Origin of the sequence: Pseudomonas sp. Z5-35 (genome assembly GCF_051131945.1) — a bacterium.
Classification (GTDB): domain Bacteria; phylum Pseudomonadota; class Gammaproteobacteria; order Pseudomonadales; family Pseudomonadaceae; genus Aquipseudomonas; species Aquipseudomonas marvdashtae.
In genome coordinates this window covers 3247836-3273893 of the sequence record NZ_CP071640.1, presented here as the reverse complement: position 1 = coordinate 3273893, position 26058 = coordinate 3247836, and the positions used below count along the sequence as shown (strand labels likewise).

The window sequence follows — 26058 nt, the reverse complement described above, 5'->3', positions numbered from 1 at the left end:
GATCAGCTCCAACCCGCGCGTGCCCGGCGGCTGGAGTACAACGCCAGCAGCACCAGGAAGGAAAACACCAACATCGCCGCTGCCAGCCAGTGGGCTTGGGCGTATTCGAGGGCTTCGACATGGTCGTAGATCTGCACCGACACCACCCGCGTCTTTTCCGGGATGTTGCCGCCGATCATCAGTACCACGCCGAATTCGCCGACGGTGTGGGCGAAACCGAGAATCGCCGCAGTGATGAAACCGGGCCGGGCCAGGGGCACGACCACGCTGAAAAACGTGTCCCAAGGGCCGGCGCGCAGGGTGGCGGCGACTTCCAGCGGACGGCTGCCGATGGCGGAAAAAGCGTTCTGCAACGGCTGCACCACAAAGGGCAAGGAGTAAATTACCGAGCCAATCACCAGTCCAGTAAAGCTGAAGGTGAGGGTGCCCAAACCGAGCGACTGGGTAAACTGGCCGATCCAGCCATTGGGCCCCAACGCCAGCAGCAGATAGAAGCCGATAACAGTGGGCGGCAGCACCAGCGGAAGGGCGACTACCGCGCCCACAGGCCCGCGCAGCCACGACTGGGTGCGCGATAGCCACAGCGCAATGGGCGTGCCGATGAGCAGCAGGATGACCGTGGTCAGCGACGCCAGTTTCAGGGTCAGCCAGATGGCGGCGTAGTCGGCACTGGTCAGCGGCATTTAGCGTTGATAACCGTAGGCTTGGATGATCGCGGCGGCTTTTGGGCCCTTGAGATATTCCAACAGTGCGAGCGCGGCGGGGTTGTCCCGGCCTTTGCCGAGAATCACCGCGTCCTGCTTGATCGGATCATGCAGTTCGGGCGGGACGATCCACGCTGAACCGCTCGCCAGCTTGCCGTCCTTGTACACCTGGGAGAGGGCCACGAAGCCCAGCTCGGCATTGCCCGTGGAGACAAATTGATAGGCCTGGGTAATGTTCTGGCCTTCGACGATTTTGTTTTTGACGTGCGCGGTCAACCCAAGTTTTTCCAGTACCTGAGTGGCGGCCAGGCCGTAGGGCGCGGCTTTCGGGTTGGCGATGGACAGATGCTGGAATGCGTTCTCCCGCAGGACTTGGCCCTCGCTGTCGACATAACCGGCCTTGGCCGACCATAACGCCAGCGTGCCAATGGCGTAGGTGAAGCGCGAGCCCTTGAGCGTATCGCCTTCGCTTTCCAGCCTGGCCGGCGTCGTGTCGTCGGCGGCGAGGAAGACCTCGAACGGCGCGCCGTTCTTGATCTGGGTGTAGAACTGCCCGGTCGCGCCAAAGGCGGCTGTCAGTTTGTGGCCGGTGTCTTGTTCAAAATCGGCGGCGATAGCTTGCATCGGCGCGGTGAAATTGGACGCAACGGCAACCTGCACTTCCTCGGCTTGGGCAGTGCCATTGGCCAGCAGCGGGATCAGCAGCAATGGCGCAAAGCGGATGAGGCGCATGAAAGAGGCTCCGGGGGACGGTTTCGCTATATAGCGGAATATATAGCGAATACACGACAAACGGAACGCTGCATTTTTGGGAGCGGCCTTGCTCGCGTAGACGTCGCTGTCCAGTCAGCCCTTGAACCGGGCCAGCGCTTCTTCGGCCAAGCGCCGGGTCAGCTCGCCGCTCGGCAGCTCGCGACCCATGGGAAAAGCCTGGCCAGCCCAGAGATTGGCGAAGTCCGCGTCATCCTTGGCACGCAGGGGCATCAGTGCGCCGCCCGCCAGGGGGAACGCCGGCGCGAGCGGGCTCATCGGGCCGACTTCACGCATCACCCGGTTGACGATGCCCCGGGCGGGGCGACCGGTGAACAGGTTGGTGACGGCGGTCTGGCTTTCCTTGGCCGTGCGCAGCGCCTGGCGATGGGAGTCGCTGATCTTGGCTTCTGGGGTGAACAGATAGGCGCTGCCCAGTTGCACCGCCGACGCGCCGAGGGCGAACGCCGCGACGATCCCCCGCGCATCGCCAATACCGCCGGTGGCGATAACCGGAACTTTCACCGCGTCCACCACCTGCGGCAGCAAGGCGAACAGGCCCACTTGGGTGTTGAGGTCGTCGCTCAGGAACATCCCGCGATGGCCGCCGGCTTCATAGCCCATGGCGATGATCGCGTCGCAGCCATGTTGTTCAAGCCAGATGGCTTCCTCGACGGTGGTGGCCGAAGAAAGGATTTTCGCGCCGGTGGCCTTGACGCGATCCAGCAACGATTTTTCCGGAAGGCCAAAATGAAAGCTCACCACCTTGGGTCGCATTTCTTCCAGCACCCGACAGGCCGCATCGTCGAACGGAGTGCGATTGGACACGGGCGTCGGCGCCTCGAAATCGGCGCCCAGCTCTTGGTAATAAGGCTTGAGGTGTTGCTTCCAAGCCGCGGCCCGCTGCTCGTCGAACGCCGGTGGCTGGTGGCAGAAAAAATTCACGTTGAAGGGGTTGTCGGTCTGTTCGCTGATCGTCGTCAGCGCCTGGCGCAGTTGCTCCACATCCAGCATTGCCGCCGGCATCGAGCCCAGCCCGCCGGCATTGCAGGTGGCGACCACCATGGCCGGACCGGTCACCCCGGCCAACGGCCCCTGGATGATGGGAAGCTCGATCCCGAGCTGGTCAAGAATGCGCGTGTCTGGCCACTGGCTCATGTACGGGTCTCCGACGGCAGAAGGAAACAACGTTTTTAGCAGGAGTGACCCGGCCGAGGCCAGTCGAGTTTTTCAATCGGTACGCGGGTTTGTTCCTGGCGATGGGATGGGTACCATGCGGCTTCAATCATCAAGGAGCCTGACCCATGGACGTGAAACTCAAGACAGTCGAACCGTTCACCGTTGCCGGCCTGCAGGTGCGCACCCGCAACTCCGAGGAGCAACAGGGCGACGCGGCGAGGATCGGCCCGATGTGGCAGCAATTCTTCACCAAAGGACTGTTCGAAAAAGTCCCGGCCAGGCAGTCGGAATCGTTCGTCTATGGGGTGTATTCCGACTATGAGTCCGACGCGACCGGCTACTTCAACGTAACTGCTGGTGTAGAGGTCGATGCCACCAGCGCAGGCTACCCCGCCGTTAACGTCGAGGGCGGGGATTACCTGGTGTTCTCGGCCAAGGGGCCGATGCCTGACTGCGTGATAGAGGCGTGGGGCTTGATCTGGGCGTATTTCGCCGACAACCCGCAGACCCTGCGTCGTTTCACCACCGATTTCGAGGTGTACAGCGCCCCCGACTCGGTCGCGATCTACATCGGCGTTCAGTCTTCGGACGAGCGTTCAAGCGCCAGCAACTGACGCTTGCGCTCCACGCCCCAGCGATAGCCCGACAGGTTGCCGTCGCTGCGCACCACCCGGTGACAGGGGATGGCTACCGCGAGGCTGTTGGCGCCGCAGGCCTGGGCCACGGCGCGCACCGCCTTGGGCAAGCCGATGCGCATGGCAATTTCGGCGTAGCTGGCGGTGCTGCCTGGCGGGATCTCCCGCAGGGCTTGCCAGACCCGCTCCTGAAATGCCGTGCCGCGTAGATCCAGTGGCAGGTCCAAGCCCAGCGCCGGCGCTTCGATGAAGCCCACCACCTGGGCTATCAACTGCTCGAATTCCCGGTCGGCACCGATCAGGTTTGCCCTGCGGAACTTGTCTTGCAGGTCGCGCACCAGGACATCCGGATCGTCCCCCAGCAAGATCGCGCACACACCACGCTCGCTTTGCGCCACCAGGATCGCCCCGAGGGAGCACTGGCCGACGGCGAAGCGAATGTCGGTGTTCTGCCCGGCGGCACGGTAGTCGGCGGGTTTCATGCCGAGGACTTTATCGGCGGCTTCATAAAACCGGCTGTTGGAATTGAACCCTGCGTCGTACAGCGCTTCGGTGACTGTCCCGGCATCGGCCAGGCGTTCGCGCACTTTGCTTGAACGGTGGGCGGCGGCATAGGCTTTGGGCGTCAGGCCGGTAACGGCCTTGAAGACCCGATGAAAATGGAACGGGCTCAGGCCCGCGGCTTCGGCCAGTTCACTGAGCCCAGGAAGGTTTTCAGCTGCCTCGATCTGCCGGCAAGCGGCCGCGACCCGCGCCGCTTGCTGCGCGGCGATCTGCGTCTGATCCCTGGCCACCCGTTTGCTGGGACGATACCCGGCTGCCTGGGCCTGTTCCGGTGTGTCGAAGAATTCGATGTTGCGCGGGTTGGGCAGGCGCGACAGGCTGCTGGGGTGGCAATAGATGCCGGTGGTTTTCACGCCATAGACGAATTGCCCATCGGCGCGCGGGTCCCGAGCGAGCACGGCGGCCCAGCGCGGGTCGAGTTCAGGGGCGAGGGTGTTTGAAGTGTTGTTCATGGTTGTTCTGTCCATTGGCCCGTTTTGCCTACGATAGCGAGCCCGCATGGCGGCAACACTCCGGGTCTTGCGGTTGAATTCTGCACCTTCACCCGGCGGTGCGAAACGTCAGGTTGATCCGCTGGGCGCCCAGTTGCGGATGCTCTCCTTGCTTGAGTGGCAGCACGCCGTGATAACGCAACCGATCCACGCCGCCCCAGACCACGATGTCGCCGTGAAACAGCGGGACCCGCAAGCTTTTGTCGCTGCGCTCGAAGCCGCCGAATTGGAACACCGCCGGCAGGCCCAGGGACATCGAGACGATAGGAGCACTGAGGGAGCGTTCGTTCTTGTCCTGGTGCAGCGACATCCGCGCGCCGGGCACGTAGCGGTTGATCAGGCAGGCATCGGGTTCAAAATGCTCGAACTGTGCCTGCCGGGCAGCGGCGCGCGCCAGCTCCCGGAACACCGCCGGCATGTCCGGCCAGGGTTGGCCTGTCTGCGGATCATGGGCCGTGTAACGGTAGCCGCTGCGGTCAGTGGTCCAGCCGAGCACGCCGCAGCTGCTCAAGGCGACCGACATGGTAAAGCCGCCGGGCGTGACCATTTGCCGGAACGGTGCGGCCTGCAAGACCGCATCCAGCGCCGGCAGCAACCGATCGAGCCAGGGCAAGGCAAACCCGCGCAGCACGAAGGACTGCTCGCCGATCTGTTCGGTCTGGCCAGGCGTGGTGGGCGCCTGGTCGGCGAACAGGTCCAGGGTGATGGGCGTATCGTCATTGCGCATCATGAAAAATGATCCCGAGTGTATGCCGGCGGCCGCTGAGCACGCGGCTGACGCCGTGGCGCAAGTTCACCCGATAATAACCGCGAACGCCTTTGACGGGTCGCTGGTGCACGGCAAACACCACGGCGTCGCCCTGTTTCAGATCGATGACCTGGGGACGCGACTGCATGCGCGGACGTTGCTCGGTCAAGACAAACTCGCCACCGGTAAATTCCTGGTCCGGTTCCGACAGCAGGATCGCCACCTGCAAAGGGAACACGTGCTCACCGTACAGATCCTGATGCAGGCAGTTGTAATCCTGCGGGCCGTATTGCAACAGCAAGGGCGTGGGCCGTTGTTGCCCGGCAGCGTGACAGCGCTGGACGAAATCGGCGTGCTGGTCGGGATATCGCACCGGTAAACCCATGCATTCATTCCAGCGGTTAGCCAGCGGCACCAGCAGCGGATACAGCGATTGACGCAGTTGTTGGACGGCCTCAGGCAGCGGGTAACGAAAATACTGGTACTCGCCACGGCCGAATCCATGACGCGCCATGATCACCCGGGAACGAAACAGCCCCGGGTCGCTGTACAAGCCGCGCAGCTCCAGGCACAGCGCTGCCGGCAGCAGCTGGCGAACGATCGCGCAGCCGTCCTGGTCGAGGCTTTGTTCCAGGGCGGGCCAGTCAAGGTCATTAATGCGTTGGATCAGCGATGACGTAGAGGACATGAGTGCAATCCTTATGGACGGACTGATCAGTCTGTGGAGCGCTGCGTTGCCGGGCACTCCGATTCTTGCGGTATTGAAAAGCTTTCTGTGGCGAGGGAGCTTGCTCCCGCTGGGTGGCGAAGCCGCCCCAATCAGGCAGCAGGAGCCATTAGATGTACCGCGTTGACGCATTTTACGACTGCTGCGCAGCCGAGCGGGAGCAAGCTCCCTCGCCACAAAGGCATCTTGTCCCGCCGGGTGCCACGCTCAGAGTGACTTGCTGACCTTGAGGTCGCTGATCACATCGCTTTCGCCATGCAGCTTCTCCAGCTCTGCCAAGGCTTCTTCCTCGGTGCCATTTTTCAGTTGCGCGAACTCGAAGCGGCGTTCGCCGTTGAGTTTGTACTTGATCACGTATTTGGTTGTCTGGGCCACGGTCTGTCCTGTCTTTGGCACGGGGCGGCTCAGCTCAGTTTCGAGCTGGAGCGCCGGATGATCTTGATTTTGTGGGTCAGGGTCGGCTTGCGTGTGACGCTGATGGCGCGATGGCTGACGGTGTCGATGGTGATGTTCCAGAAACCGGTGCTAGGCGCGGTAATCTTGGCCGGGAACGTGTCGAATGCGCCGCCATGGTAAGTGTGCCGGCCGCCGTTCTTGAAGCTACGGAAATTGGCGTCGTTCATCAAACGGATGTTGCACATTTGGGAGCATTCGATAACGACGATATCGTCCTCGTTGAGGTGCTCGCGCTGGTGGATGAATTTCATAAGCGCCTCCAGAAGGGCATTTCTTGCAAGTCAAGACGGTAAGGTGGAGCAATAATTATGGCGCGCAGTTTATCAGCACCGCGGGTTAATATCCGTCCCCCGTTCCAGGTGCCGTCCATTTACTGCGCGCGGGCGGATAAAAAACGCAGAGCGCCGGAGAAAAACGGCATTTGTATTGTCGGAGGGTCTTTACCGGAGGAATCATATGAAGCGAAGCGTGTGGGTATTGGCCTTGGCCTTGGGTGGATGTGCATCGGTATCGGACATCAACCAGTCGCCTCCCACCATGAGCGTCATCTCCGGGAAGAAACCCCATGAATACGCCAAGTGCGTGGCCGATAAGTTGCTGAAGACTCGTGGCCCGCTGCAGATGGAGCCGCACAAGAACGGTGTCCGGATGATCGTCCCAGGCAAGCTGTCGGCGTTGCCGGCCGCGGTATTCGACATTGACGAGCGTTCCAGCGGCAGCAGCATCAAGTTGCACGAAAGCCTGTCCAACGTGCCGGTGCGCCCGGGTGATGTGCAGGACGCGGCCAACGCTTGCATCTCCGGCTGAGCACGGCTCGGCCTGACTAGCAGGCGGGCATCGGTTAAGCTGCGCCCTCGACAAAAATAATGCCGCCACGGTGAACGTTGGCGGCATTGTCATTTATGGAGTTGAGTCGATGAAACGCGAGCAGGTGCGCGAGCGCCACGCAGAAGGATTGATCCACGCCACCCATGTGATCCAGAACCCTGGAAGCCCGGGCGAGTGGATCGTATTTTTCAAGAAAAGCGCCGGGCGCAGTTATTTCCTGGTGGATGACCAGGACGAAGTCGAATCTTTCAGCCGGCTCGACGACCTGATCGAGACCCTGAGGGGCTTGGGCATCAAGTTCGCCGAGATCCACATCTAGATTATTTACATACCACTAGCACGCTACGGCTGGTGAAGTTGCCGATGTCGACGCCAAGGGTTTTCTCGCTTTCCTTGGCCTGTGCCGTGCCGTCGGTGCCGACGATGCGGTAGCCCGTACCGGCACAGGACGCATCGGCTTTCTCGTAACAAGTCGCCCAGGAGTTGGCCTCGCCCGAGCAATCGATGGTCAGGCCCTGTTCGCCGTTATCCAGATAGGTCTTTTGTGCCGAGGCACAGCCTGCCAAGGCCAGGACTGCGAACAGCGCCAGGATTTTTTTCATGGGATCGTCATCGAGAAGGGGAGGAATGGCGCGAGATTATAGCGAATGGCCATTCCGGTACAGCTAAACCACGTTCCCCATCAAGACAACCTGGCCTCGATGGGGATCGATCGATTACTTCTTGCGGCGATTATTGCGCGCGGGCGCCTGTTCACGCTCCCGAGGGGCCGGGGCAGAGCGTTCGTCCTGGAAAACCGCGGCCACTTCAACCGCCATGGCCTTGCTGGGCAGGGGGCCGGCGACTTGCTCGCCATGGTAGTTGGTAATCCACCATTGGCCGTCCTTGTCCTGGGTGACCGAATAACCGTTTGCGTTCTGTGTTGCCGACATCTAGCTGCCTCGTTGGCGTGATCAAGGCCGCCATGATACGCCAAATGCTCGCAAACAGCGCTCAGGGGCGTACAGTGGGACCGCTGGAACCATCGGAACGAAAGGGGATTGAACTATCCGACGGTTTATTTCTCTATGATGGCATCGGTTGGCCAGTGCAGGCATTGTAAGGCGCCTGCTGGCTGATTAGACTGCGCCGAAACTCGTACATACCGCCTTTTCAAGGACTTATATGATCAAGAAATGCTTGTTCCCAGCAGCCGGTTACGGTACTCGCTTCCTGCCAGCGACTAAAGCCATGCCCAAAGAAATGCTGCCGGTGGTGAACAAGCCACTGATCCAGTACGGCGTCGAAGAAGCCCTTGACGCAGGCCTGACGGAAATCTCCATCGTCACCGGCCGTGGCAAGCGCGCCCTGGAAGACCATTTCGACATCAGCTACGAGTTGGAAAACCAGATCAAGGGCACCGACAAGGAGAAATACCTGGTCGGCATTCGCAAACTGCTGGACGAGTGCTCGTTCTCCTACACCCGCCAGACTGAAATGAAAGGCCTGGGCCACGCGATCCTGACCGGCCGCCCGCTGATCGGTGACGAACCGTTCGCCGTAGTGCTGGCGGATGACTTGTGCGTCAACCTGGAAGGCGACGGCGTACTCACCCAGATGGTCAAGCTGTACAAGCAGTTCCGCTGCTCCATCGTGGCGATCCAGGAAGTCGATCCGCAGGAAACCAACAAGTACGGCGTGATCGCCGGTGAAATGATCCGCGACGATATCTACCGCGTTCACAGCATGGTTGAAAAGCCGAAGCCGGAAGATGCACCGTCGAACCTGGCGATCATTGGTCGTTACATCCTGACCCCGGACATCTTCGACCTGATCGAACAGACCGAGCCAGGCAAGGGTGGTGAAATCCAGATCACCGACGCGTTGATGAAACAAGCCCAGAATGGCTGCGTGATGGCGTACAAGTTCAAGGGCAAGCGTTTCGACTGCGGTGGCGCCGAAGGCTACATCGACGCGACCAACTTCTGCTTCGAAAACTTCTACAAGACCGGCAAGGCTTACTGATAGCCTGCGCCACGCCTTGAAAAAAAACGCCCCGACTGGTTCGGGGCGTTTTTTTTTGTCTGGCTGCTCCCATGCAGGAACAGCAGGTATGCTGACGGCCTGCCGAAGGAGATAGAAGATGGTCTACGATTTTGATCTGTATGTGATTGGCGCCGGTTCCGGCGGTGTTCGAGCCGCACGGTTTGCCGCCGGTTTTGGCGCGAAGGTAGCCGTGGCGGAAAGCCGTTACCTGGGCGGTACGTGCGTGAACGTGGGCTGCGTGCCGAAAAAGCTGCTGGTCTACGGCGCGCACTACGCCGAGGACTTCGAACAAGCGTCGGCCTATGGTTGGACAGCAGGCGAGGCGAGTTTCGACTGGGCCACCCTGATCGCCAACAAGGATCGCGAGATCAATCGCCTCAACGGCATCTACCGTAACCTGCTGGTCAACAGCGGCGTCACGCTGCATGAAGGTCACGCGAAGATTACCGGCCCTCACGAGGTGGAAATCAACGGCGAGCGCCATACCGCGCAGCACATCATGATCGCCACGGGCGGCTGGCCGGTGATCCCGGACATTCCGGGGCGCGAGCACGCGATCAGCTCCAACGAGGCGTTTTTCCTCAAGTCGCTGCCCAAGCGCATGCTGGTAGTGGGTGGCGGTTATATCGCGGTGGAGTTCGCCGGGATTTTCCATGGCATGGGCGCGCAGACTTCCTTGCTGTACCGCGGCGACTTGTTCCTGCGCGGCTTCGACGGCGCGGTGCGCAAACACCTGGCCGAGGAGCTGCAACGCCGTGGCCTCGATTTGCAATTCAAGGCCGACATCCAGCGTATCGACAAGGAGACCGACGGCAGCCTGAAGGTGACGCTCAAGGACGGTCGCTCGCTGGCCACCGATTGCGTGTTCTATGCCACTGGCCGCCGCCCGATGCTCGACAACCTTGGCCTGGAGAACACCGGGGTCACGCTGGACGACAAGGGTTTCGTACAGGTCAACGAAAAATACGAGACCGCCGAGCCGTCGATCCTGGCCATTGGCGACGTGATCGGTCGCGTGCAGCTCACGCCGGTCGCGCTGGCCGAAGGCATGGCGGTGGCGCGACGCCTGTTCAAGCCCGAGCAATATCGCCTGGTGGATTACCGGATGATCCCCACGGCCGTGTTCAGCTTGCCGAATATCGGCACCGTTGGCTTGACCGAGGAGCAAGCCCGCGAAGAGGGCCACGAAGTGCAAATTTTCGAAAGCCGTTTCCGGCCGATGAAACTGACCCTCACCGAATGTCAGGAACGCACGCTGATGAAGCTGGTGGTCGATGCCAGGACCGACAAGGTGTTGGGTTGCCACATGGTCGGGCCGGATGCTGGGGAAATCGTCCAAGGACTGGCGATTGCCCTGAAGGCGGGCGCCACCAAGCGCAACTTCGACGAAACCGTCGGCGTTCATCCAACCGCCGCCGAAGAATTCGTCACCATGCGTACACCCACCGCCTGACCAACGCCCCTCAAGACACAAGGCTGCGATCCATCGGTCCAGCCTTGTGAACTGTTTGTCGGTTGCCACGATCAACAGATCGCCGCCTTCGGCAGCTTCTACAGATTTCTTCTATCTATATAGATTCCTGATAGCCAAAACCAATCATTCGCATGAGGTTTGCCAATGAGCCATCGGAGGAATGAGTGGCTAAGATTCACCTCATCAACTTTTCAACCCCTGACGGAGAGTCAACGATGCCTATCATCAACAGCCAAGTTAAACCGTTCAAAGCGACCGCTTTCAAAAACGGCGCTTTCGTCGAAGTCTCGGACGCCGACCTGAAAGGCAAGTGGTCTGTCGTATTCTTCTACCCAGCTGACTTCACCTTCGTTTGCCCAACCGAGCTGGAAGACCTGGCCGACAACTACGCCGAATTCCAGAAGCTGGGCGTCGAGATCTACAGCGTGTCGACCGACACTCACTTTGCCCACGCTGCCTGGCACAACACCTCGCCAGCCATCGGCAAGATCCAGTACACCATGATCGGCGACCCAACCCTGACCATCTCTCGCAATTTCGACGTGCTGATCGAAGAAGCCGGCCTGGCGGATCGGGGTACTTTCGTGATCAACCCTGAAGGCCAGATCAAGATCGTTGAAATCAACGACGGTGGTGTAGGCCGTGACGCTTCCGAGCTGCTGCGCAAGATCAAGGCCGCTCAGTACGTAGCTGCTCACCCAGGCGAAGTCTGCCCAGCCAAGTGGAAAGAAGGCGAGGCCACCTTGGCTCCGTCCCTGGACCTGGTCGGCAAGATCTAAGTCTGTGAGTCATCCGAGGGCGATCCGCTCTTAATCAAGTAAGCCGCTTCGCCCCAAAAAACGCCCGGGCGAGATTCGCTCGGGCGTTGTTTTTTCTGAAATTCAAACATGGAAATCGCCCGTATGTTGGACGCCAATCTTAAAGCTCAGTTGAAGTCATACCTGGAACGGGTCACCCAGCCGATCGAGATCGTCGCTTCCCTCGACGACGGTGCGAAATCCCAGGAAATGCTCGCATTACTCCAAGACGTTGCCAGTCTTTCCAACCAGATTACCTTGCTCGACAACGGCACCGATGCGCGCAAGCCATCGTTTTCGTTGAATCGCCCGGGAGCCGATATCAGCCTGCGTTTCGCCGGCATCCCCATGGGCCACGAATTCACTTCGCTGGTGTTGGCCTTGCTGCAAGTCGGCGGCCACCCTTCGAAGGCCAGTGTCGAAGTGATCGAACAGATCCGCTCGCTCAAGGGCGAGTTCAACTTCGAGACGTATTTCTCGTTGTCGTGCCAGAACTGCCCGGACGTGGTCCAGGCGCTGAACCTGATGGCGGTTCTGAACCCGAACATCCGTCACGTCGCTATCGACGGCGCGCTGTTCCAGGCCGAGGTCGACGAGCGTCAGATCATGGCCGTGCCAAGCGTTTACTTGAACGGTGTGAACTTCGGCCAGGGCCGCATGGGCCTGGAAGAGATTCTGGCCAAGATCGACACCAGCGGCATCGAGCGCCAGGCCGAGAAGATCAGCGCCAAGGATGCCTTTGATGTGCTGGTGGTCGGCGGTGGCCCGGCCGGTGCTTCGGCGGCGATCTACGCGGCCCGTAAAGGCATCCGCACCGGCGTTGCGGCCGAGCGTTTTGGCGGCCAGGTGCTCGACACCATGGCCATCGAGAACTTCATCTCGGTCCAGGAAACCGAAGGCCCGAAACTGGCCGTCGCCCTGGAAGAACACGTCAAGCAGTACGACGTCGACATCATGAACCTGCAGCGTGCCGACGGCTTGGTGCCAGGCAAGGATGGCGGGCTGCATGAAATCAAGTTCGCCAGCGGCGCGAGCCTCAAGGCCAAGACGGTGATTTTGGCGACCGGTGCCCGCTGGCGCGAAATGAACGTGCCGGGTGAGCAGCAATACCGCAACAAGGGCGTGGCTTACTGCCCGCACTGTGACGGCCCGCTGTTCAAGGGCAAGCGCGTGGCGGTGATCGGCGGCGGCAACTCCGGCGTCGAAGCGGCGATCGACCTGGCCGGTATCGTGGCTCATGTCACCTTACTGGAATTTGACACTCAACTGCGCGCCGACGCGGTGTTGCAGCGCAAGCTGCACAGCCTGCCAAACGTGACGGTGATCACCAACGCCCAGACCACCGAAGTGACCGGTGACGGGCAGAAGGTCAACGGCCTGCGCTACAAGGACCGTCCAAGCGGTGAAGTGCGCGACGTCGTGCTGGAAGGCATCTTCGTGCAAATCGGCCTGTTGCCTAACACCGATTGGCTCAAGGGTACCGTCGAGCTGTCACCGCGTGGCGAGATCATCGTCGATGCCCGGGGTGAAACCTCGATTGCGGGTGTGTTCGCCGCCGGTGACGTGACCACCGTGCCGTACAAGCAGATCGTCATCGCCGTGGGCGAGGGCGCGAAGGCTTCGCTGAGTGCTTTCGATCACCTGATCCGCACCTCCGCGCCGGCCTGACGCCAGCCGCTGGAAAAACCAAACCCCATGAGTTTCGGCCCATGGGGTTTTTTTCGGCGAGGCGTCTACAGCGGTGCGGGCTGGATGATTTCGACCCAGTAGCCGTCCGGATCCTTGATGAACGCCAGGCTTTTCATGCGGCCATCGCTCAGGCGCTTCTGGAAGTCGCAGCCCAACGCTTCGAAGCGCTCGCAGGCGGCGACGACGTCCGGCACCGAGATGCAGATGTGGCCGAAGCCGCGTGGGTCGGCGTTGCCGTTGTGGTAGGCAAATGCCGGGTCGTTCTCGGTGCCATGGTTGTGGGTCAGTTCGAGGATGCCGGGGATCGATTTCATCCACTCGGTACGCGCCGCAGCGTCCGCCGGGATCTGGTTCTTGTCGACCAGCGCAAGGAAATACAGGCTGAATTCGGCTTCTGGGAAATCGCGTTTCTCCACCAGGGAAAAACCCAGCACGCGGGTGTAGAAATCGAGGGACTTGGTGATGTCCTTGACCCGCAGCATGGTGTGGTTGAAGACGAACTTGGCCGTTGCGGCGTCGGGCTGGGCGGTGACGCCAGGGAAAGTGTTGAGTTCGTGCAGGCTCATGGGCCCTCCGGAAAATAAGTGGGGCAAACGGCGTCGCACGCTTGGCGCGACGGTCCTGGGCTTGCGTCAGACGGCTTCCTTGCAGGTGTGTCCATGATACGCAAGGGGCGCGACATCGCCAAACCTGGCTATTGCCTGGCGGTGCGGCGCGCTTCAAACTTGACGATTGGTCCGTGAGTGCAACGCAATGTTTCGACCGTTCCTTTCGCTGGTTGTCCCGCTGTTTGTCATCGCTGCGAGTCTTGGGGCCAGTGCGGCCGAACCGCAGGTTACCTGGCCCCAGGGCTGGCTCATCGAGTCGCTCCCTGCCGACGCGTCAGCTCCCGTGACACCACCGGGCACCACCCGGCAGCGTGCGACCAAGAACGACCCTTCAGGCAACGCGGTAATGGTCATGGAGCTGACCACCACTCCCGTGGAAGCAGGTCACCAAGTCAACTTGCAAGGCGTGTTGCTGGAAATGCGCAAGTCCATTCAAAAGGATTTTTTCCAAGGCGGATATCAAAGTGTATGCACTAAGATTCACGCTTCCATGTTGGGCGCCGTCAACGCTTTGGAAACCACTTGCACAATCACGCAGAACGGCCGTCATGTATTGTCGCAGACGCTGGTTGCAGCATTAAGCGAGGGGAGCGCCTACGTGTTGTCCTACGCCGGACAGGCGCAGGTATTTGTTGAAAGCCAGGATGAAATACAGTCAGTACGAAATAGCCTGAAACTATAAGACCTTCGGCGTAATGCGCTCGAAGCAAGCCAGAAGTTCAGCCCATAAAAAAGCCCTGAGTCTACGTCAGGGCTTTTGCATTGTAGTGGTTCTCAGCTGCGCAACCAGGAATCAACGGTGCTCGCACCGTACTCCTCTTTCCAGGACTTCAAGCCGCGATGGTTGCCGCCCTTGGTTTCGATCAATTCGCCAGTATGCGGGTTCTGGTACACCTTGACGACCCGAGCACGCCGGGTCTTCGGCGTCTTGGCAGACGACAGGCCTGACTTGGATGGATTCGGATCGAGAATCGCGATGATGTCGCGCAGGCCCTTGCCATAAGTCTTCATCAGCCCCTGGAGCTTCTCTTCGAATTCGATTTCCTTCTTGAGCCCGGCGTCGTTCTTCAAGGCTTCCAGCTGCGCGAGCTGCTCTTGAAGGGCCTTTTCGGCTTTGCGAAATTCAGCGAGTCTGGACAATATCATCACTCCAATCAAAATATATGGCTGATACCAACCGCAAACAAAGCTATAAGCCCAGTGCCTTGTAGCGACTCGGTGATTAATGACTCTCCTGCTGTCTGGTACAGGCAGAAAAAATTGTAGTAGTTAAATCAAAAAGTGTAAATCGTAACTTTTTCGTTATGTAACAACAGTAGCGATTCACCTCAGGCACGCCGCCCACGTCAAGACGTTGGCGGCGGAATCTGGCTATTAGATACACGCCGATAAGGTGATCGAAAGTTATGATCTTTTCGCCATCGATTTATTTATAACTCAAGCATGTCCGCCAGTGAGCAAGCTTCGCCGCGGCGGGCAAGCGCCACGCTAGACCGGGTGTTGTGTCCTGGCCAGCTCGATAAACGCCAGCGTCGCTGGCGAGGACTGACGGCGGTCGAGCACGGCCAGGCCGATCTGCCTTGGAATCGGAGGCGATAGCGGCCGAAGAACGAACCCTGGATTCTCGATCGAAGGCAACGAGCCTTCAGACACCACACTCACCGCGTCCCCGCGGCTGACAATATCCAGCGTACTGAGCAGTTGCGAGCAGCGATAGCGTACGTTCGGAGTAAGTCGGGCGGTATTGAAGAGGCGCCAGACCAGTTCCGACGAGCCCGCCTCGGTGAGTATGAAGGGGTCGTTGCACAGCTCCCTGAGCTCAAGGCTGGCTCGGGCGGCGAGGGGGTGGGTGGCGGGCAACAGGGCGACCATCTGGTCCTCCGTCAAGGCGAACGTATCGAGGCGTTCTTCGGGTAGCACCACGAAACCAACGTCGATACGCCGTTCATCCAGCCATTGCAGCACCTGGCGGTCCGGCCCTTCGTCGACATGCACCTCGATTCCCGGGTGCAAGGCGCGGTAGCGCCGCAGGATGGTCGGGAGCAATTTCATCGAGGAAGTCGGGCCGAACGAGCCTATGCGCAAGGTCCCGCGTCGCATGCCCCGGGCGTCGGCGGCTTCCTGACGCAAGGTATTGGCGAGTCCGAGCATCGCTCGGGCCCGCAACAACAGTTGCTGGCCGATATCGCTGGGCTCCACAAGGGATTGATGGCGTCGGAACAATTCGACGCCCAATTCCTGTTCCAGGGATTTGATGGCGTGCGACACCGCGGACTGACCGATCCCCAACCGTATGGCCGCCGGAGTGAAGCCGCGCAGTTCGGCGACCAGCGAAAAGATTTCCAGTTGGGTCAGGGTCATGAGTAAAAGCTCATTTTACGATGATGAAGCATGAGGCCGACCATACATCATCCCGGTGATACGGGACTCGAATAAATCTCAAATTTGGTGAAGCGATGATCTCTCGCGAACATGCCGTTCCAACACCTTCCGATCTGCCGGTCTACCTGAAACTCGCCATGGTCACCATGATTTGGGGCGGGACCTTCGTCGCCGGCAGGATCCTCTCCGATGCGTTGCCGCCCCTGTTTGCCGCCAGCCTGCGCTTTCTGCTGGCGAGTATCGCGTTGCTGATGTTTCTCGGCCTGGCCCGCATCCCCCTGGTCAAGCCCAGCCTGAAGCAGGGCCTTCGGTTGGCGATGCTGGGTTTTTTCGGCATTTTTTTCTACAACCTGTGCTTCTTTTACGGCTTGCAGCACATCAATGCGTCACGGGCTTCGCTGATTGTGGCGTTGAACCCGGCGGTGATCGGGGTGGCGTCCTGGTGCCTGTTCAAGGAGCGGCTGGGTCGCTTGAAAGTCGCTGGCATCCTGTTGTGCATCGGCGGGGCGGGGTTGGTGATCGTCAACCGTGATCCGTCCGTGCTGCTGACCACGGGAGAGGGTTGGGTGGGCGACGTGCTGATTTTCGGCTGCGTGCTGGGCTGGGGAATCTATTCGCTGTTTTCCAAGGGCCTGAGTGAAAGTCTGGGCCCTTTGCAGACTGTCACCTGGTCGATCCTGCTGGGCACCTTGATGTTGTGGGTGGCCTGCGCGGCCAGTGGTGGTATCCACTTCGATGCTTTGTCAACGCTGGATATCAGGCAATGGTTGAGCCTGCTGTATCTCGGCGTGCTGGGCTCGGCGCTGGCCTATATCGCCTGGTATGACGGTATCCGCAAAATCGGCGCGACCCGTTCCGGGGTGTTCATCGCGCTTAATCCGTTGACGGCGGTAGTGCTGGGTGCGTTGCTACTCGACGAACGGCTTACGGCGATGATGTGCGTAGGCGGGGGGCTGATCCTGACGGGAATTTTCCTGTGCAACAAACCGCTTGCGCGTTCGACCGCAAAGGCGATTTGATACCCAAGGCGGACAAACATGGTTACGCTGTGTAGAATCCGGTTACGCATATAAGAATAACGTCTTCTGGCAGCAGAAGCCTCGCCCGCAAGAGCCTTGGGTCGACAATGAAGATACTTGGGTTTCAACTGATCTACGGCGACTACCTCGCCCGCAGCGTTCGTGGTATTTCCTGCGCGCCACCGCGTGCCCTCAGCATCACTGGCAACTAACGTTTCTTGTTAATTGATTGAGCATGATGAGGCGCCGACATGGCAGATCTATACGAAAACCCGATGGGCCTGATGGGCTTTGAATTCATCGAATTCGCGTCCCCAACACCCAACACCCTGGAGCCGATCTTCGAGATCATGGGCTTCACCAAAGTCGCCACGCACCGTTCCAAGGACGTGCACCTGTATCGCCAGGGCGCGATCAACCTGATCCTCAACAACGAACCCAATAGCGTGGCGTCCTACTTCGCCGCCGAGCATGGCCCGTCGGTGTGCGGCATGGCGTTCCGTGTCAAGGACTCGCAAAAAGCCTACCAGCGCGCCCTGGAACTCGGCGCCCAGCCGATCCATATCGAAACCGGTCCGATGGAGCTGAATCTGCCGGCGATCAAAGGCATCGGCGGCGCGCCGTTGTACCTGATCGACCGTTTTGGCGAAGGCAGCTCTATCTATGACATCGACTTTGTGTTCCTCGAAGGTGTCGACCGCAATCCCGTCGGCGCGGGCCTGAAAATCATCGACCACCTGACGCACAACGTCTATCGCGGACGCATGGCCTATTGGGCGAACTTCTACGAGAAGCTGTTCAATTTCCGCGAAATCCGCTACTTCGACATCAAGGGTGAATACACCGGCCTGACGTCCAAGGCCATGACCGCCCCGGATGGCATGATCCGCATCCCGTTGAACGAAGAGTCGTCCAAGGGCGCCGGGCAGATCGAGGAGTTCCTGATGCAGTTCAACGGAGAAGGCATCCAGCACGTGGCCTTCCTGACCGACGATCTGATCAAAACCTGGGATGCGCTGAAGAAGATCGGCATGCGCTTCATGACCGCGCCGCCGGACACCTACTACGAAATGCTCGAAGGCCGCCTGCCGAACCACGGCGAACCGGTAGATGAACTGCAATCGCGCGGCATTCTGCTGGACGGCGCTTCCGAGCAGGGTGACAGGCGCTTGTTGCTGCAGATCTTCTCGGAAACCCTGATGGGCCCGGTGTTCTTCGAATTCATCCAGCGCAAGGGTGACGATGGCTTCGGCGAAGGCAACTTCAAGGCGCTGTTCGAGTCGATTGAGCGTGACCAGGTGCGTCGTGGCGTGCTTGCCACCGAGTGATGCCTGACTCATGAAAAAACCCGCCTGGCTGTGATGCCTGGCGGGTTTTTTATTTTCCGGTGGGTGCTTGGCCTTCAGGCTCTGCGCCGCTGTCGCACCAGATGCTTGAACCCTTCGAACACCAGCACCGCCACCGCCATCCAGATGGGAATGTAGGTCAGCCATTCTTGCGCCTCAATGCTTTCCCCCAACAGCAGCGCGACGCCCAGCAACAGCACCGGCTCGACATAGCTCAACAGTCCGAACAGGCTGAACGGCAGCAGCCGGCTGGCAACGATGTAGGCCACCAGCGCCGAGGCACTGATGACGCCCAGTACCGGGATGAGCAGCGACAGCCACGGGTATTGATCGAAGACGCCGAAACCCTGTTCACCGCTCTGCACGAACCACAATGCCAACGGCAGCATCAGCGTCATGTCCAACCAGAGCCCGCCCAGGTTGTCGGTGCGCAGGCGTTTGCGCAAGATGAAGTAGATCGGGTAACCCACCACCACCAGCAACGTCGCCCAGGAAAGCCCGCCGACCTGGTAGAGCTCGTTGAGCACTCCGAGGGTGGCGAAGAACACGGCGATTTTCTGAAAGCGCGAGAGGCGTTCGCCATAGGCAATACGGCCGGTCAGCACCATCGACAGCGGCAACAGGAAGTACCCCAGCGACACGTCCAGGCTGTAGCCGTTGAGCGGTGCCCACATGAACAGCCACAGCTGCGCACCCATCAATGCCGAAGAGGCCATCGCCCCGAGCAGCAGTTGCGGTGTCGCGACCAGGCGCTGGACAAGATCCGAGACCAATTTCCACTCCCGCGAGACCAGCATGAAGGCCGTCATGCACGGCATCGTCAGCAGCATGCGCCAGCCGAAGATCTCCAGGCCGGTCAGGGGTGTGAGCAGCGAGGTGTAGTAGTACATGACGGCGAACAGGGCGGAGGCCGAGACCGATAGAGCGATGCCTTTGGACACGGGTGCCTCTTGTTATTGGGACTACAAATATAGAGCCGTTTTACCTGTGGCGAGGGAGCAAGCTCCCGCTGGGCCGCGTAGCGGCCCCAAAAGAGCGACTGCTGCGCAGCCGAGCGGGAGCAAGCTCCCTCGCCACGGTGATCTCTGTGTAAGTTACGACGTACGCGGCACGCGCCCCGGCACGAAATGGCTCATGTCATTGAAGCCCGGTGTCGAAGCATGCCCCGGTGTCACCAGCGAATCGATGAAGGCTTCGTCGTCCGCCGTGATCTGCACCGCCTGTGCCTTGGTATACGCGTCCCACTGCTCCTCGGTGCGCGGCCCGACGATGGCCGACGTGACGGCGCGGTTGTTCAGCACCCAGGCGATGGCGAACTCGACGATACCCACGCCGCGCTCCTGGGTGTATTGCTGGATCTGCTGGGCAATGCGCAAGGACTCGACCCGCCATTCGGTCTCCAGGATGCGCTTGTCCTGGCGGCCGGCGCGGCTGTTGGCGTCCGGCGCCACGTCCGGCGCATATTTGCCGCTGAGCACGCCACGGGCGAGGGGGCTGTAGGGCACCACGCCGAGGCCGTAGTTCTGCGCAGCGGCGATCTGTTCGGTTTCCGCCTGGCGATTGACGATGTTGTACAACGGCTGGCTGATCACCGGCCGGTCGACGCCTAGGTCGTCGGCGATGCGAATCACCTCGGCAATGCGCCAGGCGCGGTAGTTCGACAGGCCCCAGTAACGGATCTTACCCTGGCGAATCAGATCGCCAATGGCCGACACCGTGACCTGCAACGGCGTGTTGTGGTCTTCGCGGTGCAAGTAATAAATGTCCAGGTAATCGGTGCCCAGCCGCGTCAGGCTGGCCTCGATGCCATTGAACAGATGTTTGCGGCTCAGGCCGCTGCGGTTGGGCATGCCGTCCGGCGGGCCGAAACCGACCTTGGTGGCGAGCACCCATTCATGGCGATGATTGGCGATCGCCTCGCCGACGATTTCCTCGGACCGGCCGTTGGTGTAGACGTCGGCCGTGTCGATGAAGTTGATGCCCTGGTCCCAGGCCTTGCCGATGATCCGCAGTGAATCCTCGGTGCTGGTCTGTTCGCCGAACATCATGGTGCCCAGGGTCAGCGTTGAGACTTGCAACCCGGAATGACCCAGCGTGCGGTAGCTCATGGACAAGATCCTTTTTATCGATGGGAAAGGTCCAATCAAATACCAGAACCGCCGCGTGGATCCAACCGCTTTGTGAAATTGGCTGATAATGCTTCAGGAATATTGTGCGCTGGACCAGCGTCAGCCCCTGGGTCATCGGGCAGCATGCCGTGCATCGGAACCGGAGAACAAAAAAATGAAAGACGCCTTTTGGCGTGGCCCGCATCGCCCGGCTCTGGCGCGTGGCGGCCCGTTGATCTCGCCGCGGCGCCTCGGCCGCCGGGAGATTGCCTTCCAGAGATTGACCCGCCTGCACACCCTGCGTAGCCTTGCGCCTTCGAGGTTCTTTGGCGTGCGCCGAAGCTAAGAAGGGAACGCGGTCCAAGCCGCGGCTGCCCCCGCAACTGTGAACGGTGACGTTCCTGCCAGGCCACTGTGCAAGTCCTTTGTAAAAAAGGCGCACGGGAAGGCGCAGGAAACGCCAGTGCAAGGCTTTGCAAGACAAGCCCGGACTGGCCCGCCGAAAGCCAGGAGACCTGCCTCGACAACAGATTCTCACTACAACCGGGCGGGGTGATCCGGTGGCGAAATCTTCCGCGCGTGCCTGCCTGCGGTTGTCGTCCCGTTTGCCCGCCACCTTGCCAAAGGGCATCCGATGAAAACACTGGCCAAACTCCCCGTCACCATCGTCACCGGTTTCCTCGGCTCGGGTAAGACCACCTTGCTCCGGCACATGCTCGACAATGCTCAGGGCCGGCGCATTGCAGTCATCGTCAACGAATTCGGCGAGCTGGGCATCGACGGCGAAATCCTCAAGCAGTGCTCCATCGGTTGCACCGAAGAAGAAGCCAACGGCCGCGTCTATGAACTGGCCAACGGTTGCCTGTGCTGCACGGTGCAGGAAGAATTCTTCCCGGTGATGCGCGAGCTGGTCGCCCGGCGCGGCGACCTTGATCACATCCTCATCGAAACCTCCGGCCTGGCATTGCCCAAGCCCTTGGTCCAGGCGTTCCAGTGGCCGGAAATCCGCAGCGCCTGCACCGTCGATGCGGTGATCACCGTGGTCGACAGCCCAGCCGTGGCCGCCGGCACGTTTGCCGCGTTCCCCGACCAGGTCGATGCCCAGCGCAAGCTGGACCCGAACCTGGACCACGAATCGCCACTGCACGAGCTGTTCGCCGATCAGCTGGCGAGCGCCGACTTGGTGATCCTCAATAAAGCCGACCTGATCAGCCCCGAAGACCTGGCCCGAGTCCGCCTGGAAGTCGCCGAAGAACTGCCGCCAGCGGTCAAGGTCATCGAAGCCAGCAGCGGTCGCCTGCCGCTGGACGTGCTGATCGGCCTGGGCGCCGGCTCCGAAGAACACATCGACGGGCGTCACAGTCATCACGATCACCACCATGACGGCGATGAAGACGACCACGATCACGATGCCTTCGATTCGATTTCCATCGAGTTGCCCCAGGCCGATGAAAGCCTGCTGCTGGACGCGCTGACGCAACTGGTGGTCCAGCATGGCGTACTGCGGGTCAAGGGTTTTGCGGCAATCCCGAACAAGCCGATGCGCCTGTTGATCCAGGGCGTCGGCACCCGTTTCGACAAACACTTCGACCGCCAGTGGGGCGCCGATGAAGCGCGGGTTACGCGCCTGGTACTGATCGGTCAGGCGCTGGATGCCGGCCTGCTCGAAGCGCAGTTGCGCGCTGCCCTCAGCGCCTAAGCCATGCACCTGCTCAGGACCCAGCCCGGCGGATTTGTGTCGGATGACAACATCGCCGACCTCGGGCAAACCCCCGCCGAGCTGGTGATCCTGTGCAGCGGCGACTCCAGCCTGGCGCTGCTGGCCGAAGCGGCGCGGCAGTTGCCGGATGACTACCCGCAGTTTCGCCTCGCCAACCCGATGCAGGTGCAGAACCACGCCTCCGTGGATCTGTACATCGACGACGTGCTGCGTCATGCCAAGGTCATCCTGTTGTCGCTGCATGGCGGCATCGGCTATTGGCGCTACGGCATCGAGCGGCTGATGGAACTCGCCGGGCGCGGCGTGAAGCTGATCCTGGTGCCGGGGGATGATCGCCCCGATCCGGAGCTCAGCGAACTGAGCAATGTGCCCTTCGAGGATCGCGACCGACTCTGGCAGTTTTTGCGCCAGGGTGGATTGGGGAACGCCCTGAACTTGTTTCATCACCTCGGCAGCCAATGGTTTGGTCGCGATTACCCGTGGGCCGAACCGCAGCCGCTGCCGCGCACGGCGATCTACCATCCTGGAAAAACCAACGCGACCCTGAACGATTGGCAAACCGACTGGCAGGCCGATCAACCGGTCGCGGCGGTGCTGTTCTACCGTTCTCACCTGCAAGCGGCGAACACGGCCTTCATCGACGTGTTCTGCCAGCGCCTGCAAGCGGTAGGGCTGAATCCGCTACCGATTGCCGTGGCCAGCCTCAAGGAACCCGGCTGCCTGGCACGGGTGGAAGATTGGCTGGAAGAGATAGAGGCGGGCATGATTCTCAACACCACCGGCTTCGCTCAATCGAGCCCTGAAGCACCGCACCTGCGACCGTTTCGCCGCAACATCCCGGTGATCCAGGCGATCTGCGCCCAGGACAATGAACCCGGCTGGCGCGCCAGCGAGCAGGGCCTGGGGCCGCGCGACCTGGCGATGCACATTGCCTTGCCCGAGCTGGATGGCCGGATCATCAGCCGTCCCATCAGCTTCAAAGACCTGGCCTGGCGCAGCGAGCGCAGCCAGAGCGACGTGGTCTGCTACCGGGCGGTGCCCGAGCGCATGGACTTCGTCGCCGAACTGGCCCGGCGCTGGACCCGCCTGGCGCGCCTGCCCAACGTAGAAAAGCGCGTGGCGCTGATTCTCGCCAACTACCCGACCCGGGACGGGCGCATCGGCAACGGTGTCGGCCTGGACACCCCAGCGGCGGCGCTGAATATCCTGCGCGCCATGCAGGCCGAAGGTTATCCGCTGGCGGCCGAATTGCCGGACAGCGGCACTGCGTTGATCCAGCGGTTGCTCGGCGGCGTCAGTAACGATCTGGACAGCCTAGACCTGCGGCCCTGCCATCAAAGCCTGGCGCTGGTGGCTTATCACAGCCTGTTCGACGCACTGCCCGAGGCCAATCGCCTGGCGGTGCTGGAGCGCTGGGGCGTGCCCGAGCAGGACCCGATGTTCCGCGACGGCCGACTGATGATCGCCGGCTTGCGCATGGGCCTCACATTCATCGGTATCCAGCCGGCGCGGGGTTATCAGGTCGACCCGAGCGCGGTGTACCACGACCCGGACCTGGTGCCACCCCACGGCTACCTGGCGTTTTATTTCTGGCTGCGCCACACCTACGGCGCCCACGCGGTGATTCATGTCGGCAAGCACGGCAACCTCGAATGGCTACCGGGCAAGGGCGTCGGGCTGTCGGAGAACTGCTGGCCGGATGCGTTGCTCGGGCCGCTGCCGAACATCTACCCGTTCATCGTCAACGACCCGGGCGAGGGTGCCCAAGCCAAGCGTCGGACCCAGGCAGTGATTATCGACCACCTGATGCCGCCGCTGACCCGGGCCGAAACCTATGGGCCGCTGCGTAACCTGGAGCTGCTGGCCGACGAATATTACGAGGCGCAACTGCTCGACCCGCGCCGCGCCCGAGAGCTGCAACGGGACATCTTGAACCTGGTGCGCGAGACCCACATCGACCGCGAACTGCAACTTGATGCCGCGCTCGACAGCGACGTCGACGCCGCGGTCTGGCTGCCGCGCCTGGACACTTACCTCTGCGATTTGAAGGAGTCGCAGATCCGCGATGGGCTGCACATCTTCGGCGAGTCGCCCGCCGGGCGGCTGCGCATCGACACTTTGCTGGCGTTGCTGCGCATCCCCCGAGGCGATGGCAAGGGCGCTCAATCGAGCTTGCTGCGGGCGTTGGCGAAGGCGTTCGGGTTGGGTTTCGACCCACTCGATTGTGCCCTGGCCGAACCCTGGGAAGCGGACCGCCCCGAGGTGTTGCGCGAGGTCAGCGACGAGCCATGGCGCACCGTCGGCGACACTCGGGAGCGCCTGGAGCTGTTCGCCGCCGGGTTGATCGAACAAGCCCTGGCAGGCGAACTCGCGTGGCTCGACGCGCCGGGCTGGGAAGCTGTCGCGGACATCATCGAGCACCTGCGCTCGGTCGTCGCGCCGCGCCTGGACGCTTGCGGCCCAGCGGAAATGCGCGGCTTGCTCGACGCCTTGGCCGGCCGCTTTGTCCCGGCCGGCCCCAGTGGCGCGCCGAGTCGCGGGCGCCTGGACGTGCTGCCCACCGGCCGCAACTTCTTTTCCGTCGATGTGCGCAACCTGCCCACCACCACCGCGTGGCGCATCGGCTTCCAGTCGGCGAACCTGATCCTCGAACGGCATTTGCAAGACCACGGCGACCACTTGCGCCAACTCGGCCTGTCGGTGTGGGGCACCGCCACCATGCGCACCGGCGGCGACGACATCGCCCAAGCCATGGCGTTGATGGGCGTGCGCCCGGTGTGGGCCACGGGCAGCCAGCGGGTCGACGATTTCGAGATCTTGCCGTTGAGCCTGCTGGACCGGCCGCGGGTCGATGTCACGCTGCGGGTGTCCGGGTTCTTCCGGGATGCCTTCGCCAACCTGATCCGCTTGTTCGATGCGGCGGTGCAAGCCGTTGCGGCCCTTGATGAACCTGACGACATGAACCCGTTGGCGGCGAAAGTCCGTGGCGAGCGCGAAACCTTGCTGCATTCGGGCGTGTCGTTGGAGGACGCCGCGCGCCAGGCTGGCTGGCGGATCTTCGGCGCCAAGCCCGGTGCCTATGGCGCGGGTGTGCAGGGCGCCATTGACGGTCGTCTCTGGCAGAGCCGAGAAGACTTGGCGCAGGTGTACCTCAATTGGGGCGGCTACGCTTATGGCTCAGGCGATGAAGGCACGGCGGCGCGGGATCAATTCTCCCGGCGCCTGAGCCAGGTGCAAGCGGTGTTGCAGAACCAGGACAACCGCGAGCACGACCTGCTCGATTCCAACGATTACTACCAGTTCCAAGGTGGCATGCTCGCGGCGGTCGAAACCCTGAGCGGTCAGCCGACAGCCAGTTACCACGGCGATCACAGCCAGCCTGACCTGCCCAGGATGCGCACCCTGAAGGAAGAACTGAACCGGGTCATCCGCTCCCGTGCGGTCAATCCGAAATGGATCGCCGGGGTCAAGCGCCACGGCTACAAAGGCGCGTTCGAACTGGCTGCGACCGTGGATAATCTGTTCGCCTTCGACGCCACCACGCAGTTGATCGACGACCACCAATACGCCTTGCTGGCCGACGCTTACCTGCTCGACCCGGACACCCGCGACTTCGTCCGCCAGCACAACCCCGACGCGTTGCGAGACATGACCGAACGCATGCTCGAGGCGCAGCAGCGGGGGATGTGGCAGGATCCCGGCGAATACCGCCAGGCGCTGGAGCACCTGTTGTTGGACATTGAAGAAGATGGCTGACTTATTGATGATCGACGCGGGCCTTTGTGGCCACAGGGTTTATCGAATATCC

At 61.2% G+C, this 26058-nt stretch carries 27 protein-coding genes and 1 riboswitch; of the genes, 12 read left to right on the top strand and 15 right to left on the bottom strand.

The window, feature by feature from the left end:
• Positions 1–2 precede the first annotated feature (2 nt).
• The 3 genes from modB to J3P95_RS14900 form a co-directional block, all read right to left on the bottom strand.
• Positions 3–683, bottom strand: coding sequence for a molybdate ABC transporter permease subunit (gene modB / locus J3P95_RS14910; protein ID WP_434557572.1), 681 nt, complete (start codon positions 681–683; stop codon positions 3–5).
• A complete protein-coding gene (modA, locus tag J3P95_RS14905) occupies positions 684–1436 on the bottom strand; it encodes a molybdate ABC transporter substrate-binding protein (RefSeq protein WP_434580748.1) in 753 nt (250 codons plus the stop codon).
• A gap of 114 nt (positions 1437–1550) precedes the next feature.
• Entirely contained in the window at positions 1551–2612 is a 1062-nt protein-coding gene (locus J3P95_RS14900; RefSeq protein WP_434580749.1) for an NAD(P)H-dependent flavin oxidoreductase, read from the bottom strand.
• A gap of 146 nt (positions 2613–2758) precedes the next feature.
• Between J3P95_RS14900 and J3P95_RS14895 the strand changes: the two genes are divergently transcribed.
• Positions 2759–3247 (top strand): GyrI-like domain-containing protein, encoded by a 489-nt coding sequence (locus J3P95_RS14895; RefSeq protein WP_434580750.1) that lies wholly within the window; start codon positions 2759–2761, stop codon positions 3245–3247.
• Here J3P95_RS14895 and ada read toward each other — a convergent pair.
• From ada to J3P95_RS14870, 5 genes are all read right to left on the bottom strand, one after another.
• Positions 3211–4284, bottom strand: a complete 1074-nt coding sequence (gene ada, locus J3P95_RS14890) for a bifunctional DNA-binding transcriptional regulator/O6-methylguanine-DNA methyltransferase Ada (RefSeq protein WP_434557568.1) — start codon at positions 4282–4284, stop codon at positions 3211–3213. The two genes, J3P95_RS14895 and ada, sit on opposite strands and share 37 nt — an antisense overlap.
• An 88-nt stretch (positions 4285–4372) precedes the next feature.
• On the bottom strand, positions 4373–5053 hold the full coding sequence (gene alkB / locus J3P95_RS14885; protein WP_434580752.1) for a DNA oxidative demethylase AlkB: 681 nt from the start codon (positions 5051–5053) through the stop codon (positions 4373–4375).
• On the bottom strand, positions 5040–5759 hold the full coding sequence (locus tag J3P95_RS14880; RefSeq protein ID WP_434557566.1) for a 2OG-Fe(II) oxygenase: 720 nt from the start codon (positions 5757–5759) through the stop codon (positions 5040–5042). The genes alkB and J3P95_RS14880 overlap by 14 nt, the downstream gene beginning before the upstream one ends.
• Positions 5760–6005: 246 nt before the next feature.
• Positions 6006–6173 (bottom strand): hypothetical protein, encoded by a 168-nt coding sequence (locus J3P95_RS14875; protein WP_434557565.1) that lies wholly within the window; start codon positions 6171–6173, stop codon positions 6006–6008.
• Between the two features lie 29 nt (positions 6174–6202).
• Entirely contained in the window at positions 6203–6505 is a 303-nt protein-coding gene (locus J3P95_RS14870) for a DUF1883 domain-containing protein (protein WP_186614646.1), read from the bottom strand.
• A gap of 205 nt (positions 6506–6710) precedes the next feature.
• Between J3P95_RS14870 and J3P95_RS14865 the strand changes: the two genes are divergently transcribed.
• Both J3P95_RS14865 and J3P95_RS14860 read left to right on the top strand, forming a co-directional pair.
• The gene (locus tag J3P95_RS14865) at positions 6711–7061 is read left to right on the top strand and encodes a hypothetical protein (protein WP_434557563.1); all 351 of its coding nucleotides are present in this window, start codon (positions 6711–6713) and stop codon (positions 7059–7061) included.
• 109 nt (positions 7062–7170) lie between these two features.
• Positions 7171–7401, top strand: coding sequence for a hypothetical protein (locus J3P95_RS14860; RefSeq protein ID WP_186614642.1), 231 nt, complete (start codon positions 7171–7173; stop codon positions 7399–7401).
• A 1-nt stretch (position 7402) separates the two neighbouring features.
• On the opposite strand, the gene J3P95_RS14855 is transcribed toward J3P95_RS14860, so the two are convergent.
• Both J3P95_RS14855 and J3P95_RS14850 read right to left on the bottom strand, forming a co-directional pair.
• The gene (locus J3P95_RS14855) at positions 7403–7684 is read right to left on the bottom strand and encodes a hypothetical protein (RefSeq protein WP_434580754.1); all 282 of its coding nucleotides are present in this window, start codon (positions 7682–7684) and stop codon (positions 7403–7405) included.
• 114 nt (positions 7685–7798) lie between these two features.
• Positions 7799–8014, bottom strand: a complete 216-nt coding sequence (locus J3P95_RS14850) for a hypothetical protein (RefSeq protein WP_186643313.1) — start codon at positions 8012–8014, stop codon at positions 7799–7801.
• Between the two features lie 232 nt (positions 8015–8246).
• On the opposite strand from J3P95_RS14850, the gene galU reads away from it, so the two are divergent.
• From galU to ahpF, 4 genes are all read left to right on the top strand, one after another.
• Complete coding sequence (gene galU / locus J3P95_RS14845; protein ID WP_003182953.1) at positions 8247–9086, top strand: UTP--glucose-1-phosphate uridylyltransferase GalU; 840 nt, start codon at positions 8247–8249, stop codon at positions 9084–9086.
• Positions 9087–9204: 118 nt separating this feature from the next.
• A complete protein-coding gene (gorA, locus tag J3P95_RS14840) occupies positions 9205–10560 on the top strand; it encodes a glutathione-disulfide reductase (RefSeq protein ID WP_434580756.1) in 1356 nt (451 codons plus the stop codon).
• Positions 10561–10796: 236 nt separating this feature from the next.
• Positions 10797–11360, top strand: coding sequence for an alkyl hydroperoxide reductase subunit C (gene ahpC, locus J3P95_RS14835; protein ID WP_020294651.1), 564 nt, complete (start codon positions 10797–10799; stop codon positions 11358–11360).
• A 123-nt stretch (positions 11361–11483) separates the two neighbouring features.
• On the top strand, positions 11484–13046 hold the full coding sequence (gene ahpF / locus J3P95_RS14830) for an alkyl hydroperoxide reductase subunit F (RefSeq protein WP_434581198.1): 1563 nt from the start codon (positions 11484–11486) through the stop codon (positions 13044–13046).
• 65 nt (positions 13047–13111) lie between these two features.
• Here ahpF and gloA read toward each other — a convergent pair whose 3' ends face one another.
• The gene (gloA, locus tag J3P95_RS14825; protein WP_434557560.1) at positions 13112–13633 is read right to left on the bottom strand and encodes a lactoylglutathione lyase; all 522 of its coding nucleotides are present in this window, start codon (positions 13631–13633) and stop codon (positions 13112–13114) included.
• A gap of 187 nt (positions 13634–13820) precedes the next feature.
• On the opposite strand from gloA, the gene J3P95_RS14820 reads away from it, so the two are divergent.
• Positions 13821–14357: a DUF4946 domain-containing protein gene (locus J3P95_RS14820; RefSeq protein WP_434580759.1), complete on the top strand. Its 537-nt coding sequence runs from the start codon at positions 13821–13823 to the stop codon at positions 14355–14357.
• Between the two features lie 92 nt (positions 14358–14449).
• Here the strand turns inward: J3P95_RS14820 and J3P95_RS14815 are convergent, their stop codons facing one another.
• Positions 14450–14815 carry a histone-like nucleoid-structuring protein, MvaT/MvaU family gene (locus J3P95_RS14815; RefSeq protein WP_186614628.1) on the bottom strand — a complete coding sequence of 122 codons (366 nt, stop codon included), beginning with the start codon at positions 14813–14815 and terminating at the stop codon, positions 14450–14452.
• 348 nt (positions 14816–15163) lie between these two features.
• A complete protein-coding gene (locus J3P95_RS14810; protein WP_434580761.1) occupies positions 15164–16036 on the bottom strand; it encodes a LysR family transcriptional regulator in 873 nt (290 codons plus the stop codon).
• A gap of 95 nt (positions 16037–16131) precedes the next feature.
• On the opposite strand from J3P95_RS14810, the gene J3P95_RS14805 reads away from it, so the two are divergent.
• Positions 16132–17076: a DMT family transporter gene (locus J3P95_RS14805; RefSeq protein ID WP_434580763.1), complete on the top strand. Its 945-nt coding sequence runs from the start codon at positions 16132–16134 to the stop codon at positions 17074–17076.
• A gap of 251 nt (positions 17077–17327) precedes the next feature.
• Positions 17328–18404 carry a 4-hydroxyphenylpyruvate dioxygenase gene (gene hppD, locus J3P95_RS14800; RefSeq protein WP_434557556.1) on the top strand — a complete coding sequence of 359 codons (1077 nt, stop codon included), beginning with the start codon at positions 17328–17330 and terminating at the stop codon, positions 18402–18404.
• Positions 18405–18478: 74 nt separating this feature from the next.
• Here hppD and rarD read toward each other — a convergent pair whose 3' ends face one another.
• Together rarD and J3P95_RS14790 are read right to left on the bottom strand one after the other, a co-directional pair.
• Positions 18479–19363, bottom strand: a complete 885-nt coding sequence (gene rarD, locus J3P95_RS14795; RefSeq protein WP_434557555.1) for an EamA family transporter RarD — start codon at positions 19361–19363, stop codon at positions 18479–18481.
• 153 nt (positions 19364–19516) lie between these two features.
• Positions 19517–20530: an aldo/keto reductase gene (locus J3P95_RS14790; protein WP_434557554.1), complete on the bottom strand. Its 1014-nt coding sequence runs from the start codon at positions 20528–20530 to the stop codon at positions 19517–19519.
• A gap of 302 nt (positions 20531–20832) precedes the next feature.
• Positions 20833–21067: riboswitch (cobalamin riboswitch) on the top strand.
• A 97-nt stretch (positions 21068–21164) separates the two neighbouring features.
• Between J3P95_RS14790 and cobW the strand changes: the two genes are divergently transcribed.
• Together cobW and cobN are read left to right on the top strand one after the other, a co-directional pair.
• Complete coding sequence (gene cobW / locus J3P95_RS14785; RefSeq protein WP_434557552.1) at positions 21165–22229, top strand: cobalamin biosynthesis protein CobW; 1065 nt, start codon at positions 21165–21167, stop codon at positions 22227–22229.
• A gap of 3 nt (positions 22230–22232) precedes the next feature.
• Complete coding sequence (gene cobN, locus J3P95_RS14780) at positions 22233–26006, top strand: cobaltochelatase subunit CobN (protein WP_434580766.1); 3774 nt, start codon at positions 22233–22235, stop codon at positions 26004–26006.
• Positions 26007–26058 lie beyond the last annotated feature (52 nt).